The organism is Streptomyces sp. NPDC030809 (genome assembly GCF_055572195.1).
The window spans coordinates 319,290-333,706 of sequence record NZ_JBVIDV010000005.1; the positions used below are offsets into that span (position 1 = coordinate 319,290).

15 protein-coding genes are annotated in these 14,417 nt (G+C 74.1%); 8 read left to right on the plus strand and 7 right to left on the minus strand.

What is annotated here, in order from left to right:
* Positions 1 to 340 precede the first annotated feature (340 nt).
* Complete coding sequence (locus tag ACZ407_RS09835; RefSeq protein ID WP_468127024.1) at positions 341 to 736, minus strand: winged helix-turn-helix transcriptional regulator; 396 nt, start codon at positions 734 to 736, stop codon at positions 341 to 343.
* Between the two features lie 96 nt (positions 737 to 832).
* Here ACZ407_RS09835 and ACZ407_RS09840 point away from each other — a divergent pair, with 96 nt between their 5' ends.
* Positions 833 to 1,183, plus strand: a complete 351-nt coding sequence (locus tag ACZ407_RS09840) for a DoxX family protein (protein ID WP_468127026.1) — start codon at positions 833 to 835, stop codon at positions 1,181 to 1,183.
* A 187-nt stretch (positions 1,184 to 1,370) separates the two neighbouring features.
* Here ACZ407_RS09840 and ACZ407_RS09845 read toward each other — a convergent pair whose 3' ends face one another.
* Positions 1,371 to 2,102 carry a VOC family protein gene (locus tag ACZ407_RS09845; RefSeq protein WP_468127028.1) on the minus strand — a complete coding sequence of 244 codons (732 nt, stop codon included), beginning with the start codon at positions 2,100 to 2,102 and terminating at the stop codon, positions 1,371 to 1,373.
* A gap of 245 nt (positions 2,103 to 2,347) precedes the next feature.
* On the opposite strand from ACZ407_RS09845, the gene ACZ407_RS09850 reads away from it, so the two are divergent.
* The 4 genes from ACZ407_RS09850 (at position 2,348) to ACZ407_RS09865 (ending at position 5,881) form a co-directional block, all read left to right on the plus strand.
* Complete coding sequence (locus ACZ407_RS09850) at positions 2,348 to 2,746, plus strand: VOC family protein (RefSeq protein ID WP_468127030.1); 399 nt, start codon at positions 2,348 to 2,350, stop codon at positions 2,744 to 2,746.
* A gap of 155 nt (positions 2,747 to 2,901) precedes the next feature.
* Positions 2,902 to 3,777, plus strand: coding sequence for a hypothetical protein (locus ACZ407_RS09855; RefSeq protein WP_468127031.1), 876 nt, complete (start codon positions 2,902 to 2,904; stop codon positions 3,775 to 3,777).
* A gap of 214 nt (positions 3,778 to 3,991) precedes the next feature.
* Positions 3,992 to 5,242 (plus strand): YhgE/Pip domain-containing protein, encoded by a 1,251-nt coding sequence (locus tag ACZ407_RS09860; RefSeq protein ID WP_468127032.1) that lies wholly within the window; start codon positions 3,992 to 3,994, stop codon positions 5,240 to 5,242.
* A 108-nt stretch (positions 5,243 to 5,350) separates the two neighbouring features.
* A complete protein-coding gene (locus ACZ407_RS09865; protein WP_468127033.1) occupies positions 5,351 to 5,881 on the plus strand; it encodes a hypothetical protein in 531 nt (176 codons plus the stop codon).
* 29 nt (positions 5,882 to 5,910) lie between these two features.
* Here the strand turns inward: ACZ407_RS09865 and ACZ407_RS09870 are convergent, their stop codons facing one another.
* Positions 5,911 to 6,951, minus strand: coding sequence for a helix-turn-helix domain-containing protein (locus tag ACZ407_RS09870; protein WP_468127035.1), 1,041 nt, complete (start codon positions 6,949 to 6,951; stop codon positions 5,911 to 5,913).
* A 176-nt stretch (positions 6,952 to 7,127) separates the two neighbouring features.
* Between ACZ407_RS09870 and ACZ407_RS09875 the strand changes: the two genes are divergently transcribed.
* Positions 7,128 to 9,971, plus strand: a complete 2,844-nt coding sequence (locus tag ACZ407_RS09875; RefSeq protein WP_468127037.1) for a M4 family metallopeptidase — start codon at positions 7,128 to 7,130, stop codon at positions 9,969 to 9,971.
* A gap of 108 nt (positions 9,972 to 10,079) precedes the next feature.
* Here the strand turns inward: ACZ407_RS09875 and ACZ407_RS09880 are convergent, their stop codons facing one another.
* Positions 10,080 to 10,586: a hemerythrin domain-containing protein gene (locus ACZ407_RS09880; RefSeq protein WP_468127039.1), complete on the minus strand. Its 507-nt coding sequence runs from the start codon at positions 10,584 to 10,586 to the stop codon at positions 10,080 to 10,082.
* Positions 10,587 to 10,906: 320 nt separating this feature from the next.
* On the opposite strand from ACZ407_RS09880, the gene ACZ407_RS09885 reads away from it, so the two are divergent.
* Positions 10,907 to 11,032 (plus strand): hypothetical protein, encoded by a 126-nt coding sequence (locus ACZ407_RS09885; RefSeq protein ID WP_468127041.1) that lies wholly within the window; start codon positions 10,907 to 10,909, stop codon positions 11,030 to 11,032.
* Positions 11,033 to 11,113: 81 nt separating this feature from the next.
* Here the strand turns inward: ACZ407_RS09885 and ACZ407_RS09890 are convergent, their stop codons facing one another.
* Positions 11,114 to 11,641, minus strand: coding sequence for a DoxX family protein (locus ACZ407_RS09890; RefSeq protein WP_468127043.1), 528 nt, complete (start codon positions 11,639 to 11,641; stop codon positions 11,114 to 11,116).
* A 180-nt stretch (positions 11,642 to 11,821) separates the two neighbouring features.
* Positions 11,822 to 12,256, minus strand: coding sequence for a YdeI/OmpD-associated family protein (locus tag ACZ407_RS09895; protein ID WP_468127045.1), 435 nt, complete (start codon positions 12,254 to 12,256; stop codon positions 11,822 to 11,824).
* 220 nt (positions 12,257 to 12,476) lie between these two features.
* Here ACZ407_RS09895 and ACZ407_RS09900 point away from each other — a divergent pair, with 220 nt between their 5' ends.
* On the plus strand, positions 12,477 to 13,532 hold the full coding sequence (locus ACZ407_RS09900; protein WP_468127046.1) for a lysostaphin resistance A-like protein: 1,056 nt from the start codon (positions 12,477 to 12,479) through the stop codon (positions 13,530 to 13,532).
* An 89-nt stretch (positions 13,533 to 13,621) separates the two neighbouring features.
* On the opposite strand, the gene ACZ407_RS09905 is transcribed toward ACZ407_RS09900, so the two are convergent.
* Positions 13,622 to 14,110: a phospholipase gene (locus tag ACZ407_RS09905; protein ID WP_468127119.1), complete on the minus strand. Its 489-nt coding sequence runs from the start codon at positions 14,108 to 14,110 to the stop codon at positions 13,622 to 13,624.
* Positions 14,111 to 14,417: the final 307 nt, after the last annotated feature.

A 14,417-nucleotide genomic window follows, 5' to 3' on the forward strand; every position in this document is an offset into this window, starting at 1 on the left:
GTGCGTCCGGGGCGGGGGCAGCCGCCGCGGCCGGCGTGTCCGGCGCAGGCGGGTGCCGCAGGGCCTCCGCCGGGCAGGTGTCCCGGGTGCCACCGCCAGGCCTATGAACCGGAATGCCCCGCCATGGTTCGTCATCTGCCCCCTGCCCCGGCCCGTTGAAGCGTGCGGCCCTCGGCCGGCACGGACGCAGCCCCGGGTCCGGCACGATGCTTGCACGGCGAGGGTGCTCCGGGGGCGGAGTACACCGAGTATCTGCGGACTGGTACGAGCACCCTTGGGGTTCGGTTGCGGGAGCTCCTTCAGGACCAGGGTCTCGACCCCGAGGTGACATGAGGGGTCTTCACCGGGACCGCACCTGATCCGCCGCGGTGGTCCCGGCCGCCTCGGCTGCTTCCCGGAAAGTGACGACCGCCTCGCCGTTCTCCCGCGCCCATGCGGTGAGCATCCTGATGGGCTCCTCCAGGGTTCGCCCGAGATCGGTCAGGCCGTACTCCACGCGCGGCGGCGCCTCGGCGTACGCGTGCCGCTCGACGAGCCCGTTGGCTTGGAGCCGACGCAACGTCTGGGTCAGTACCTTGCGCGAAATGCCACCGCTCAGCTCGACCAGCTCGCCGTGGCGCAACGGGCCGTCGGTCAGCGCGAAGAGCGTGACCATGGACCACTTGCTGGCGATGATCTCCATGGCCAGGAGAGCGGGACAGTCGGAGAGGAAGACGATTCCGGGTCGCAGGGTCATGCCCCGAAGGTTACCTGGAGGTACCTGACGGCCGCCTATCGTCGTCGAGGTGCGCACGCCCCCTTACTCGCATCTCGCACGATTGAGGTTTCAGCCATGTTCGTCTCCCTTGCCGTCGTCACCGTGTTCATGTCGGCGCTTCTCCTGGTATCGGCCGGGGCCAAGTCTCTGCGGACACGGCACATCACCGAGCAGATGTCCACCCTCGGAGTGCCGCCGAGCATGATGGCCTTCCTGATCGGCGCTCAGATAGCGGGCGCGGCCGGTGTGATCGCCGGACTCTGGTGGGGACCCGTCGGAATCGCCGCCGCGATCGGTCTGACGCTCTACTTCGCCGGGGCGGTCGCCTTCCACCTGCGCGTCGGCGACCGCAAAGGCGCGTCTCCGGCGGCGGTGCTCACCATGGCCTCCGTCGCCCTGATCGCGCTGCGTGCCGCCACCCTCTGACAGCGGACAGCCGCTCTGACGCCGGCCTTGATCGTGCCGGGCGAGGTTGCGGCGCACGGCCACCGGCTGATCTTCGTTTGTCGACACAACTCACGATGATCAACGGTGGCCGTCCTCACCGGAGACCACGGCAAGGGCGTTCGTGCCGGGGCTGCTCGCGGACCGGCCAAGGAAGACCTGCGGAGTACTAGGCGGACCTCCGTACGGTGAACTCGTTGCCGTCGGGGTCGAGCAGCAGGGCACGGCCCGGCCCGTCAGCGGCGGTTCCGGTGTGCTGCGCGCCGAGTGCGATCAGGCGGTCGAGCTCGGCCTGCCAGTCGGCTCCGGCGGGCAGCGCCAGTTCGAGGTGCAGGCGGTTCGGGCCCGTCTTCGGTGCCACCGGGGGGCCGCCCCAGGTGATCTTCGTACCGCCGTCCGGGGCCTGGATCGCGGTTTCCTCGTCCTGGTCCCAGACCAGCGGCCACCCCAGCGCCTTGCTCCAGAAGTAGCCGACCGCCTGGGTGCCGTCGCAGGCCAGGGCTCCGATGACGCCGGTGCCGGCGAGGAACTTGTTGCCCGCCGCGATGACGCAGAACTCGTTGCCGTCCGGATCGGCCAGCACCACGTGCCCTTCCTCCGGGCGCTGGCCCACGTCGATGTGCCGCCCGCCGAGTTCCAGGGCGCGGGCCACCGTCTGCTGCTGGTGCGCGGGGGATTCGCTCGGCAGGTCGAAGTGCGCCTGGTTCTGCCGGGACTTGGGCTCGCCGCCCGGCAGGAAGCGGATGCGGAAGCCCTCGCCCGCGGGCGGCAGGATCGCGGCGGAGCCGTCCTCCTCGTCCGGGCCGCCGGCCGGGTCCCAGCCCAGGACACCGGCCCAGAACCGCGCCAGGTCCGCAGGTGAGGTCGCCTGGAAGCAGATGGCGAAAAGCCGACTGGTCATAACCCGTGCACTCCGATCGGTCCCGGCGGCAGAGGCGCACCTCGCCTCCCGCGGGCGCAGCGTAAGGCCCACCGTGCGGCGCCCGCACGCGAGTTTGCGGGGGGGGGCGGCACGCTCGGCGCGCACCCGCCCTTGACCTCAAGTGCACTTGATGTCCGAGGATCCGCGGTGAGGCGCCGACCGGCCGGCCGCATCCGGGCCGACGGGCACGGCGCGCACCCCTTGCGAGCGAACGGAGAGCCGCCGTGCCCAACCACCTCGACCACATCATCGTCCACGTCAAGGACCGGCACGCCACCGCGGAGTTCCTCCACGAACTCGCCGGTTTCGACGAGCCCGTGGTGTGGGGGCCCTTCACCCAGGTCTCCTCGTCCAACGGCGTCGGCATCGACTTCGCCGACGACATCGTGCCCCACGCACACCTGAACAACAGCCACCTCGCCTTCCGGGTGACCGACGCCGAGTTCGACACGGTCCTCGACCGCATCACCGCCCGCGGGCTGCCGTACTGGGCCGACCCGATGCGCACCCGGGAGAACACCATCAACACCCTGTACGGCGGCCGCGGCCTGTACCTCCTCGACCCGGGCGGCACCGTCGTCCTGGAGTTCATGACCACCCCGTACGGCGGCACCCCGAGCTGACGTCTGTCACACGCCCGTGACGCAGACCGGACGGTTCCAGCTACACAAGATCACTAGTGTTCTTCCCGTAGCCGGCCCGAACTCGACGGCCTCCACCGGAAGAGACCACGGCATACGGCTCTCCTTCACCCGCAGCACAGCCTCAAGGAGTCGTCATGCGCACCGCCTTCCGCGCCGCCACCGCCGCCCTCGCCCTCCTCGGCGCGGTCGCCGCTCCCGCCACGGCCTTCGCGGCCTCTTCCCCGGCCCGGACGGCCTCCCCGGCGCGCTCCCTGGTGGTCGCCGAGCACTGCGTCCAGAGCAGGGTCGTCCCGTCCGTGTTCGGCGGCGGCTGGACGGTCAAGCTGACCCACAGCGCCCACACCGGCGCCCGGGCCCAGCTGCGCGACGAGCACGGCAAGGTCCTCCACACGGTCGACCAGACCAAGCCGCTGGACCTGGCGAACGGCCTGCGGATCGACGGCGCGCTGTCCGAGGAGCCCGTCTTCAAGCAGCGCACCCAGGGCGGTGGCACGCCGTGGGCGGCCACCCCGTTCCCGCTGCTGTCCAAGCACTGCGTCGCCGTGGGCCGCCTCCACTCCACCACGCGGTACGGCAGTCTGACCGTCAAGACCTACAAGGCCGGCCCGCAGATCTTCAGCGCGCACATCATCGAGAACGGCAAGCGCGTGGGCTTCCTGAGCCCGGCCCCCGACGCGTACCAGGACATCCGCAAGGTCGGCCAGCGCTACGTGCGCCTCACCATCGACGGCGAGGTCCACAGCTGGACCGGCGCCACCACCGTCTCGCCGAGGCTCGGCGTGTACAAGGTCGCGGGCGGCACGAAGGTCCGCCTGGTGAAGAAGGACGGCCTGTACGGGGTCCAGATGACCTCGCGCGGCACGTGGAGCAACTGGACCTACTTCGCCCAGGGCAAGTCGGTCATCCTCCAGTCCGACAACACCATCGTCGTCCTGAACGCGAACGGCACCCTCTCCAACTTCGTCCAGGGCATCCCCCACCAGACCGCCCCGGTCTGGCACCACGCCTGACGACCCGTCCGGGCGAGCCCCCGGGCACGCGGCGGACCTCCGCGGTCCGGCCGCGTGTCCGGACTGCGCCGCTTGCAGGGCGCGGGCGGCCCGTACGGGGTACGCGGCGGGCCCGCTTCCGGGGTGGGGCGGCGGTCGGGGTGTGGGGTACCTCCCGGGGCTTTCGGGCGGTCCGCCCGTCCCCCGCCGGTCCGCAGGAACGTTACGGAGGCCCATGTCCGCGCCCGCCCCGGTCCAGGCCACGGCCTCGGCCCTGCTGCGCCGCCCGAAGCTGTGGCTGATCCCGACCCTGCTCACCGGGCTGCTCGCCCTCCTGCTGTCGCTCCTGTACATGGGCGGCATCGTCAACCCGTACGGGGATCTGCGCGAGCTGCCCATCGCCCTCGTGAACGAGGACACCGGCAAGCAGGGTCTGGGCGGGCGGATCACGGCCGCGATCGCCGCGGACCCCGCCGGGGGCAAGGCCGACTGGCGGGTGCTGACGCGGGCTCAGGCCGAGGACCAGCTCGACTCGGGGAAGGTGTACGGGGCGCTGGTGGTCCCGGCCGGGTTCTCGGACTCCGTCGCGGCCCTCACCACGCCAGGGGCCACGCACCGGCCGCTCATGGTCGTGCTCACCAATCCGGGCAAGGGCAGTCTCGGGTCCTCCCTCGCGAGCCAGATCAGCACCCAGGCCGCGCACGCCGCCTCGCGGTCCCTCGGCCAGCGGCTCGTGCAGAGCGCCGGCGACCGGGCGGGCGCCGCGGCGAAGCTGCTGCTCGCCGACCCGGTCGAGGTGGTCACCCAGGTCGGCCACCCCATCGGCTCCCGCACCGGGCTCGGCCTGTCCGCCTTCTACTACACCCTGCTGCTGGTCCTCGCCGGGTTCAGCGGGGGCAACGTCATCAGCAACGGGGTCGACACCGCCCTGGGCTACGCGGACAGCGAGATCGGCCCCTGGCACACCCGCCGGCCGACCGTGCCGATCGACCGGACCCAGACCCTGCTGCTCAAGATGGCGATGACCGCGGGGATCTCGGTGCTCAGCACCACGCTCGTGATGCTGGCCTGCATCACGGTCCTCGGCATGGACGCCGAGCACCTGCCGCTGCTGTGGGTGTACTCGTACTGCGCGACCCTCGCGGTCGGCCTGGGCGTGCAGGCCGTCAACGCCGCGTTCGGCGGGATCGGGCAGCTCGTCTCCCTCTTCGTGTTCATCGTGCTCGGCCTGCCCTCGTCGGGCGCCACCATCCCGCTCCAGGCGGTTCCCGAGTTCTACCGCTTCCTGGCCCGCTTCGAGCCGATGCGGCAGCTCAGCGACGGGGTCCGCGCGATCCTCTACTTCGACGCCCGGGGGGATGCCGGTCTGGCCCGCTCCTGGGTCATGATCGCGATCGGGGTGGTCCTCGCCCTGGTCTTCGGCTTCGCGATGACCGCGTACTACGACCGGAAGGGCCACAAGCGGCTCACCCCGCAGCCCGCGTGACTCCCGCCCCTGAGGCCGCAGTCCGGCCTCGGGGATTGAGGCGCGGGGGCCCGGGGGGCGGGGCGCCCGGCAGCACAGCGGCGGGCCGTCCGGCGGCACAATGGTCCCGTGGGCGCTCCGATCGACATCTTCAGGCTGTTCCGCTACGGGCCGTGCGGGCACGGGCTGCTGGTGCGCGTGCTCCGGCCCGCGGCTTCCAACGCCGTACAGGGGGAGGTGGACGAGGCCGACCGCGCCGCCGACGCGGCGACGGAGCGCCTGCGCACGGAGTGGGAGCGGGACTGGCTGGCGCCCGCGTGCCCGGAGCGGCACACCCCGGCCCTGCTCGCCGAGATGCAGGAGGCCCCGGTCGGCGAGGAGCTGTACGGACCGGGCGGCCGCGGGCTCCGGGTGTGGGCGGCGGGGACGGGGTACGGGCCGCCGTGGATGGTGCTCGGCACCGCAGCGACGGAGGCGGAGTTCTGGCAGGAGGTCCGGGAAGACCCGGACCTCCTCGCGCTCGGCCCGCGGCACCCCGCCGAGCTGCACCAGGTCCATTTCCTCACCGAGGAGGACGGGGCCCCAGACGGCAGTCGGCCCCTCCCCGGCAGGGAGACCCCGGCCCCCGGGTGGCCGCGGCAGGCCGGGGGCGGCGAGTAGCCGGGGAGCGACGCGGCCGCGGGGCCGGATCAGAGCCAGCCGCGCAGGGCCGCGCGGGCGCCGGCCTGGAAGCGGGTGGTGGCGCCGAGTTCGCCGAGGAGGGCGTTGATGCGGCGCCGGGCGGTGTGGACGTGGACGCCCAACTGGCGGGCGATGGCCTCGTCCTTGAGGCCTCCGGCCATCAGGCCCAGCAGGGCCCGCCCGCCCTCGGGTACCGGCTCGGCGCGCCCTTCCGGACCGCCGAACGGCAGGGCGCCCTGCCACACGGCCTCGAACAGCCCGACCATCGCGGGGCCCAGCAGCCCTTCGGAGACCAGCAGGGCCGAACTGGTGGGATCCGCCTCACCGGTGGGCGGCAGCAGCGCGGTCCGCCCGTCCACCACCAGCAGCTTGGTGGGTACGGCGGCCGCCGCGCGGATCCGTACCCCCGCCGCCATGAGCGGGGCCAGCACCTCCCACCGGCCCGGCCGGTCGAGGGCTTCCTCGCCCACCACGATCCGGACGTCCACCCCGCGGGCGAGGAGGCCGTCGAGGCCGTGGCCGGGGAGGTACTCCTCGGGCCGGACCGGCATCGCGTACGGCGGGCGGTCGAGGAAGGCCACCTCGTGGCGGGCCTCCGCGAGGAGTTCCGCCACCCGGTCCACGATCCGCTCCTGCCCGCAGACCGTCTCCCACCCGGCGCCGTCGGAGCCGCCGGGGGCGTCCGGACCGAGCCCCACCGCGATCTCGTCCGCGGCCATCCGGATCCGTTCCAGCTCCGCGGCCCGGCGGTGCAGTTCGGCGGAACGGCGGTGGGCGAGGGCGCGGATCGCCGGGCCGGCGGGCACCGGGCGGGGCAGTCCCCCCGGGCTCCCCGCGCCGCCCTCCCCCGCCTGCTCCCCCGGCAGGTCCCCGGTGACGAAGCCGTGCTCGCGCAGGAGGGCCAGAACCCGGTCGAACTCCTCGCGTCCCATGCCCAGTTCGGCGCTCAGCCGGTCGGGACCGGCCTCCCGACGGCGGGAGAGGGCGCGGTACACCCGTTCCGCGTCGGCCCCCAAACCGAGTTCCGCCAGCGTGGTTTTCGTGGTCATGGAGGGGATTCTCGGCGTGCGCGCCTTCTGTCCACAAGTGTGCTTCCACAGTTGTGACCAGCGCTTATTCCTTGATCCACGTGTGTGCAACACGTTGCATGGCGGTCCGGAAGACCACCGCGCGACGGGCGCGCATCCAGAGGGGGAACACGATGGTGAGCAGGTCACGGACGTCCGTGAGGACGGTCCGGACATCGGGCGCTGCGGCGCTCCTCGGCGCGGCGGCCCTGCTGTCCGGCCTTCTGCCGGCCACTGCCCGGGCCGCCGGGCCCGTACCGCCGGCCGCCGAGGTGGTGCCCGGCGAGGGGACCGCCGCTCCGGCGCTGGTCTCGGGGATCGCCGAGGCGGTGCCGGCCGGCGGGTCCGCGGCCGACGCCGCCGTCGGCCACCTCGCGGCTCGGACGGGGCGGTACGCCATCGCCGATCCGCGGCGGGACCTGACGGCCGCCTCGACCGTACGGGAGGGGGCCGAGGAGACGGTCCGCTTCGCGCAGCGGCACCGCGGGCTGCCGGTGCTCGGCGGGCAGTACGTGGTCCGGATGGTGCAGCGCGACGGGAAGCGGCTGGTGACGGGCACGTCGGGGCGGTACTTCACCGGCCTCGACGTGGACGCCCGGCCGGCCGTCGCCCCCGCCCTGGCCGGTGAACGGGCGCTGGCGGCGGTGCGGGAGCAGCTCTCCCGGCAGAAGCTGGCCCCGTCCCGGCCGAGCCGGGCCCAGGCGGGCCCGGGCACGGCCGGGGGCCGGGCGCGGACGGGCTCCGCAGCCGGGGCCGGGGCCGGGACGGGTTCCGCGACGGGTGCCCGTACCGGCGCCGCTGCGCGCGGCCCGCTGACGGCCCGGCTGTCCGTCGCGGTGCACGGGCTGGTCGTCCTCCCGCGGGGGAAGGGCGTATTGACGCACCACGTCACGGTCACCGGCGGCGACCCCGCCACCGGCGGCCCGGTCAAGCAGGAGGTCTACGTCGACGCCCGCTCCGGCTTCCCGGTGCTGGCGTACTCGTCCGTCCGGCGGATCGAGGCGGCGCCGGTCACCGCCGGTTCGGGCACCCGGCTCAACGGCGCGAAGACCGCCCTCAACCTGCACCGGGACAAGGCCGGTTACTCGCTGACCGACTACGGACGCACCTGGTCCACCAGCAGGAATCCGCTCACCACCTACGATGCGAGCGGCAAGCGCGTGGACGAGGTCGCGGGCGCCTGGCCGGCGGGCATCGGGCCGGTCGTCTCGGCCACGAGGAAGTTCGGCCGGACGGCCACCGACTCGGGCGCGGTGGACGCCCACTGGGCCGCCGGACAGGTGTACGACTACTTCCGCACCCGGCACGGCCGGGACGGCCTCGACGGCAAGGGCGGGGCCGTCAACTCGCTGGTGGGCGTGCGCGACCAGTACGGGCTGCCGTACGTCAACGCCTTCTGGGACGGCGCCAAGATGGTCTACGGCACCGGGGACGAGGAGTACAAGCCGCTGTCCGCGGACCTCGACGTGGTCGGCCACGAGATGACCCACGGCATCGTGGAACACACCGCGGGCCTCATCTACGTCGGGCAGTCGGGGGCGCTCAACGAGGCGGTGGCCGACTACTTCGGCAACGCCATCGACCTGACCGCCTCGGGCACCCCGATGAGCGACCCGGCCGCGGGCCTGCTGGGCGAGGACCTGTGCCGTACGCAGTCCCCCCGCGCGTGCGCACTGCGCGACCTCAACGACGGCCGCACCACCGCCGCGGACTTCCTCGGCGTCACCTACGGCACCGACGACGGCGGCGTGCACCTGAACTCCACGATCTTCTCCGGGGCGCTGTGGGACATCCGCGAGGACCTCGGCGCCCGGCTCGCCGACCGGATCGTCTACCGGGCGCTGACCCGGTACCTGACCCCGCTGGACGGCTTCACCCAGGCCCGGGCCGCGGTGCTGGCCGCCGCCCGGGACCTGGGGGCGACGGCGGACCAGCGCAGGGCGGTGCGGCGGGCCTTCGACGCCCACGGCATCGTGCCGGGCTGGGAGAAGGCCCTCGGGGTGGACTCCGACCGGCTGCTGGGCGACGTGAACACGACCCGCACCCAGCCCGGGGCGGGCGGCGGCTGGTGGGCTTCCTCCTCCTCGGACGAGTCGGGCCGGGAGGCGTACTCGGTGTACGCGGGCCGCACCGACGGCAGGGGCGGGGCCCGGCGGATCAGCCCCAACGACGGCCGGGCCCACGTGTACCCGGACACCGACGGCAAGACCGTGGTCTGGGCGGCGTACGGGCCGGACGGGGTGTCGGTGCTGTCGCGCCCGCTGGCGGGCGGCCCGGTGCGCACGGTGTGGTCGGAGCCCGCCACGATCGGGAACGTACGGGTCTCCGGTGACGTGATCGCATTCCAGGAGATCAGCCCGCGCGGGCAGCAGCGGGTCGGGTACCTGCGCCCCGGCGACCGCGAGCCGGTGTACGTGGACGGCGGCAGCAACTCCGTCGTGACCGCCCTGCCCACGCTGAGCGGCTCCCGGCTCGCGTACGCGAAGCTCTTCGACGGGGCGGACGGCCTCCAGCAGATCAGCGTGGAGATCGCCGACGTGCGCACCGGCCGCAAGGTGCTGGTGCCGCCGAAGGGCGGCTACAACGGCCTGGGCTCGCCGGTGGTGACGGGCCGGCACGTGTACTGGCTGGTGGACGACATCCCGGACGACAACCGGATGGCGCTGCGCCGCGCGGACCTCGACGGCACGGGGCTGACGGACCTGATCGGGGAGCAGGACCCGGCGGCGCACTTCTGGAGCCTGGATGCCACGGACTCGGCGGTCAGCCTGCTCCGGTGGCGGCCGGAGACGGGTCCCCGGACCGGCCCGCGGTGGTCCAACGACAGGCTCCCGAAGCTGGTGCAGACGGACGCGGACGGACGCGGCCTCCGGCGGATCTCCTGCAACCGGGGCGAGCAGCTGGGCCTGGCGGCCGACACCGGCCGGCGCACCGTGTGGCTGGACGGCACCACGGGGCACACCGACCTGGTGACCCGCGCCCGCCCGGCCGGCCGCTGCTGACGGCGCCGGCGACGGCCTCTTGCGCGAGGCCGGGCGGCGGCTGAGGGGCACGGGCGGGGGGCGGAGCCGATCGGGCTCGGCTCGGTGGTGGACTCGCAACGACGCGGGTCAGCCGGCCGGTTCCGCGGCGGAATCCGCGGCGGGTTCCGCCGCGGGTTCCCCCGCGGGGGCGTGCACCGCGCGCCAGGCGGCCATCGAGCGGTCCCACTGGTGGCCGCTGAGTTCGGTGAGGGAGGCCGGGAAGAGGCCGTCCTCTTCCTTGGCGATGTGCTGGTGCAGTTCGTCCACGGAGCGGAGGAAGGCGGCGCGCTGCGCGGGCGAGTCGAGGTCGAGGGCGGCCAGGAAGGCGGCCAGCTCGCGGTGTTCGCCGACGAGGGCGTCGATGTAGTCCGCGTACTCCTCGTTCTCGCGCATGACCGCGAACAGGCCCTGTTCCTCGCCCGCCCAGTGGTCGCGCAGGAGGACAGCCATCCGCGCGGCGAGGGTGCGGGCCCGTTCCCTGTCGCCCGCGTCGAGTGCGCGCACCGCGTCGCCCGCCAGGTCGGTGACCGCTTCGTGCTCGGCGATGAAGTCCTTGATCAGCGGGATCTCACGGCAGCCGCAGTAGTGACACATGCCCCGGTCCTCTCGTCCCGCGCATCGTCACACCGGGGGCGGGGGAAGCCGCGTAACGACACCGGTGGCGGCAGGCGCCCGGGGACCTGCCGCCCACCTCTCGGCCTCGCCATCACGCCACCGCGCCGAAGGTGCTGCGGCAGCTCATCCGCAACGCGGGCGGGCGGGCCGGCCGTGTGACGGTCGCGGGTGGTGGCCCCGGCTGCTGTTGATCGGATGTTGATCGTCCGTGGAACAGCGGCCGGCCTACTGGGACGCGCGTCCGGGTTCGGACGGCGACCAACGCGCGCACCCGCGCGCCCTCACCACAGGAGGACCTCATGGACGGAGCCCGCCCCGGAGACCGCGTCGTGCCGGCCGAGGAGGCCGACACCGGGATTGCCGCCGCCCCGGACGGATCGGAGCAGGCCGGCGAGCCGGGCGACACGCCGGAGGCCGAGGCATAAGCCCCTGGCCCCGGCCGGCGGTCGCCCGGCCGCCGGCCGTCCGGAGGGGTTGCCGTCCGGAGGGCGGCGCCTCCCAGGCCGTCAGGCCGTGTCCGCTCCGGGCTCCTGCTGGTCCTTCGCCCGCTTGGCGACGACCGCCGCGGCCGCGACCGCGCTCGCCGTGAAGGCCAGGGCGAGCATCCACCGCTGGTCGAAGGTGTGCCCGGTGGCGTGGTCGAGGGAGTAGCGGCCGGCGCCGGCGAGGCCGATGGTGGCGGCCGTGAACCCCAGGAAGGCCGGGTACTCGTAGCCCCCGCCCTGGGCGAAGAACCCGGCCGGGGCGTGGACGGAAACCGCACCGGCCATGGCCCCGGCCGCCGCCGCGCCCGCGGCCGGAGTGGCCAGACCCAGGACGAGCAGGGCCCCGCCCCCGGTCTCGCCGAGCCCGGCGGCCAGGGCGCTGCGGCGGCCGGGGGTGAAGCCCATGTGCTCCATCGCGGCCGCGGTCCCCTCCAGCCCGCCGCCGCCGAACCAGCCGAACAGCTTCTGCGTGCCGTGCGCCATGAGGACGGCCCCGGTTCCTGCGCGGAGGGCCAGCAGGGCGAGGTCACGTCGGTTGATCCAGCTCATCGGGGGCTCCCTGGGACGACGGGGGGAGGGCGGGGCGTGCCGTGGCGCGGGGTCCCGGGACCCGGCGCCGGGAACATCCGTATCCCCTCCGGGCGGCCCCGCCCCGCGCGCCGGAGCACGTACGCCGAACGGGCCCGCCGCTGTCGCCCGAACAGACCCGCCCGCGGGACGGGGCCGCCGTCAGCCGCGCAGGGCGGCGAGGGCCTTTTCGATGCGGCGCCGGCGGGTCTCCGGCTTCTTCGCGCTCTCGATGGCGCGGACGTGCTCGCGCTTGTGGCCGTACGCGAGCGTGTCGTACGCGGCGCGGGCGGCCGGGTCCGCGTCCAGGGCGCGGGCGAAGTCCTCGGGCTCGACGACGACGCGCGGCTCGGTGTCGAGCTCCAGCTCCACCTCGACCTCCTCGCCGGTGTCGACACCCGCGGCCCGCCTGTGGGCGATGCTGAGGCCGAGCAGGTGGCGGCCGCGCAGGATGGCGACCCGGCTCTTCCAGGAGTGCCCGTTGACCGTGATCGTCACCGGGGGGCGCGCGCCCCCGCCGAGCGCCTCCACCACCTCGGGCGGGACCTCCAGCCCGCGCATGGGCTCGGGCGGCTCGACGTGCGTCCGAAACTTCATGGTCTTCTCCTCTTCTCCGTCCTGATCAGGCTAGGGGCGGGGCCGCGGCCCCCGCTTCTCGATTCCTGACCGGTCGGGATGCGCTCCCGGCGGCGCGGGCGGTCCGGCGTTCGATTGCCCGCGCGCAGGGAGGGCGGGGGCTTCGTGGTGGCGGGGGGTTGGCAGACTCGGGGGGACAGACCGCGCTCCGCGCATGCGCGACCCGAGAAAGCAGTTGCCGATGTCCCATCCGATACCCGGCCCTCCGCCGCACCCCGACGACCCCTGGGCGCCGCCTCCGTCCGGGCAGGAGCCCTGGCCCGTACCGCAGGTGGCGCCGGGGTGGGTGCCGCCGGGGCCGGTGGCGCGGCCCGGGCCGGTGGCCGCCCCGCCCGGGAGCGCGTACCACGAGCAGGGGCGCAACGGGCGGCAGCGCGGCTGGACGCGGGTCGGGGAGTTCTTCCTCGCCCTCGCGCTCATGATCGCCGGGCTGGTCGTCGCGTTCGGCGGATCCGCCGTCGCCGGTGCGGTCTTCGGGCTGGAGTCCGCGCCGGACGACGCCGAGATGCTCTTCGCCGACCCGCTGCTCGACAACGCCGTCCTGCTGATCGCGCTCGCGCTGTGGACCCCGGCCGTGCTGATCGCCGTACGCGTGTGCGGCGGACGGCCCGCCGGCACCCTCGCGTCCGTCACCGGGCGGCTGCGGTGGGGGTGGCTGGGGCGGTGCTTCGGCCTCGCGGCCGCCGCCCTCGTCCTCCAGAACCTCGTGCTCATCGGCTGGGGCCTGTTCGAGGACGGACCGGAGGCCGTGGACGGGGAGTTCCCGGGCTGGTCCTCGCTGCTGCTGAGCCTGGTGGTGCTGTGGGCGCTCGTGCCCTTCCAGGCGGCGGCAGAGGAGTTCGTCTTCCGCGGCTGGCTGGCCCAGCTCTTCGGCGGGTTCCTGCGCTCGCCCTGGCCGGGGGTGGCCGTGGCCTCGCTGCTGTTCGCCCTCGCCCACGGCTTCGGGCAGCTGTCCGGGTTCCTGCTGCTGTGCTATTCGGCGGCCTGGTGGGGCTGGCTGACCATCCGTACCGGCGGCCTGGAGGCCGTCATCGCCGCGCACACGGTGAACAACCTGATCGCCTTCTCCCTCTCCGCCGTCTTCGGTGAGCTCTCCGACCAGAGCACCGCCGCCGACGCCCCGTGGGAGGCGCTCGTGGCCGAGCTCGTGTTCACGCCGGCCTTCTGCCTGCTGACCGCCCGTCTCGCCGGCCGCCGCGGGATCGAGGCACGGACGCCCGAGCCCGAGGCCGCCTGACGGCGCCGGCGGCCACCGGCGCGGCGGCACCGGCACCGGCACCCGGGGGCGCCTTCCCGGGTGCCGGTGCTGCTGCCGGTGCCTGCGCGTCAGCGGCCGCCGGTGCTGTCGGCCGCGCCGTCGACCGCGGCGGTGTAGCCGAAGGCCTTCACGGCCTGGTAGTAGGTCCAGGCGGTGGAGTCGCAGGAGGTCTTCTTCAGACCGGAGTACGCTCCGCAGACCCGCTTGAGGTCGGCGTAGAAGGCGTCGTCGAGGCGGCTCTTGTTGGCGCCGAAGGTGCCGTCGGCCTTGTAGTTGCGGTAGCCGAAGTCGTGGCGGGCGCAGGCCGTCTGGAACGGGAAGCCGAAGGGGTTGTCCGGGGAAGTCGAGCAGTAGTCGGTCGACCAGTCGAATCCGTACGCCGACCAGGAACCCTTGTTGTTGTTCGCCGAGACCCAGGCGTTGTAGCTGGCGGAGCTGGTCTGGGTCCAGCTGCTCAGGACCTGCGGCTTGTCGGCCGGGGCGGCGGAGGCCGGTGCGGCGGCGAGCACGATCGCGGCGGCACCGGCGGCCAGGACGGTGCCGAGGCGGCGGTGCAGGCGACGAGGATGCATGGGGCAACTCCCGCGTGAGGGGCGCCGGCACGGTACCGGCGCGGGTGTGCCACACAGCCTGGGATCGCCCCCTCTCGCGCGGCTGGAGCCCCGCTGTACCGCCGGTAACCCACCGGCCGACGCGTCTTGCGGCCGCCGCCCTGCCGCCGCGCCGCCTCCGCCACCCGCACCCCCGGGTGTCGCGCCTCGCGCAGCTGGACCGGTCCAAGGGGGCGCTCCGATTGCCGGGGGGCGCTGGCAGGAGCTTCCGTGCGCTCTCGGCTGTTCGGAGGAATGGTTGGTCGGCCATTGG

What these genes read in the sequence shown, in the direction of transcription:
- ACZ407_RS09895 (WP_468127045.1), bottom strand. Translation starts at nt 12,256, where the DNA reads ATGAAGTTTCGGACGCACGTCGAGCCGCCCGAGCCCATGCGCGGGCTG.
- ACZ407_RS09870 (WP_468127035.1), bottom strand. Translation starts at nt 6,951, where the DNA reads ATGACCACGAAAACCACGCTGGCGGAACTCGGTTTGGGGGCCGACGCG.
- ACZ407_RS09840 (WP_468127026.1), top strand. Translation starts at nt 833, where the DNA reads ATGTTCGTCTCCCTTGCCGTCGTCACCGTGTTCATGTCGGCGCTTCTC.
- ACZ407_RS09860 (WP_468127032.1), top strand. Translation starts at nt 3,992, where the DNA reads ATGTCCGCGCCCGCCCCGGTCCAGGCCACGGCCTCGGCCCTGCTGCGC.
- ACZ407_RS09880 (WP_468127039.1), bottom strand. Translation starts at nt 10,586, where the DNA reads ATGTGTCACTACTGCGGCTGCCGTGAGATCCCGCTGATCAAGGACTTC.
- ACZ407_RS09855 (WP_468127031.1), top strand. Translation starts at nt 2,902, where the DNA reads ATGCGCACCGCCTTCCGCGCCGCCACCGCCGCCCTCGCCCTCCTCGGC.
- ACZ407_RS09890 (WP_468127043.1), bottom strand. Translation starts at nt 11,641, where the DNA reads ATGAGCTGGATCAACCGACGTGACCTCGCCCTGCTGGCCCTCCGCGCA.
- ACZ407_RS09900 (WP_468127046.1), top strand. Translation starts at nt 12,477, where the DNA reads ATGTCCCATCCGATACCCGGCCCTCCGCCGCACCCCGACGACCCCTGG.
- ACZ407_RS09845 (WP_468127028.1), bottom strand. Translation starts at nt 2,102, where the DNA reads ATGACCAGTCGGCTTTTCGCCATCTGCTTCCAGGCGACCTCACCTGCG.
- ACZ407_RS09835 (WP_468127024.1), bottom strand. Translation starts at nt 736, where the DNA reads ATGACCCTGCGACCCGGAATCGTCTTCCTCTCCGACTGTCCCGCTCTC.
- ACZ407_RS09885 (WP_468127041.1), top strand. Translation starts at nt 10,907, where the DNA reads ATGGACGGAGCCCGCCCCGGAGACCGCGTCGTGCCGGCCGAGGAGGCC.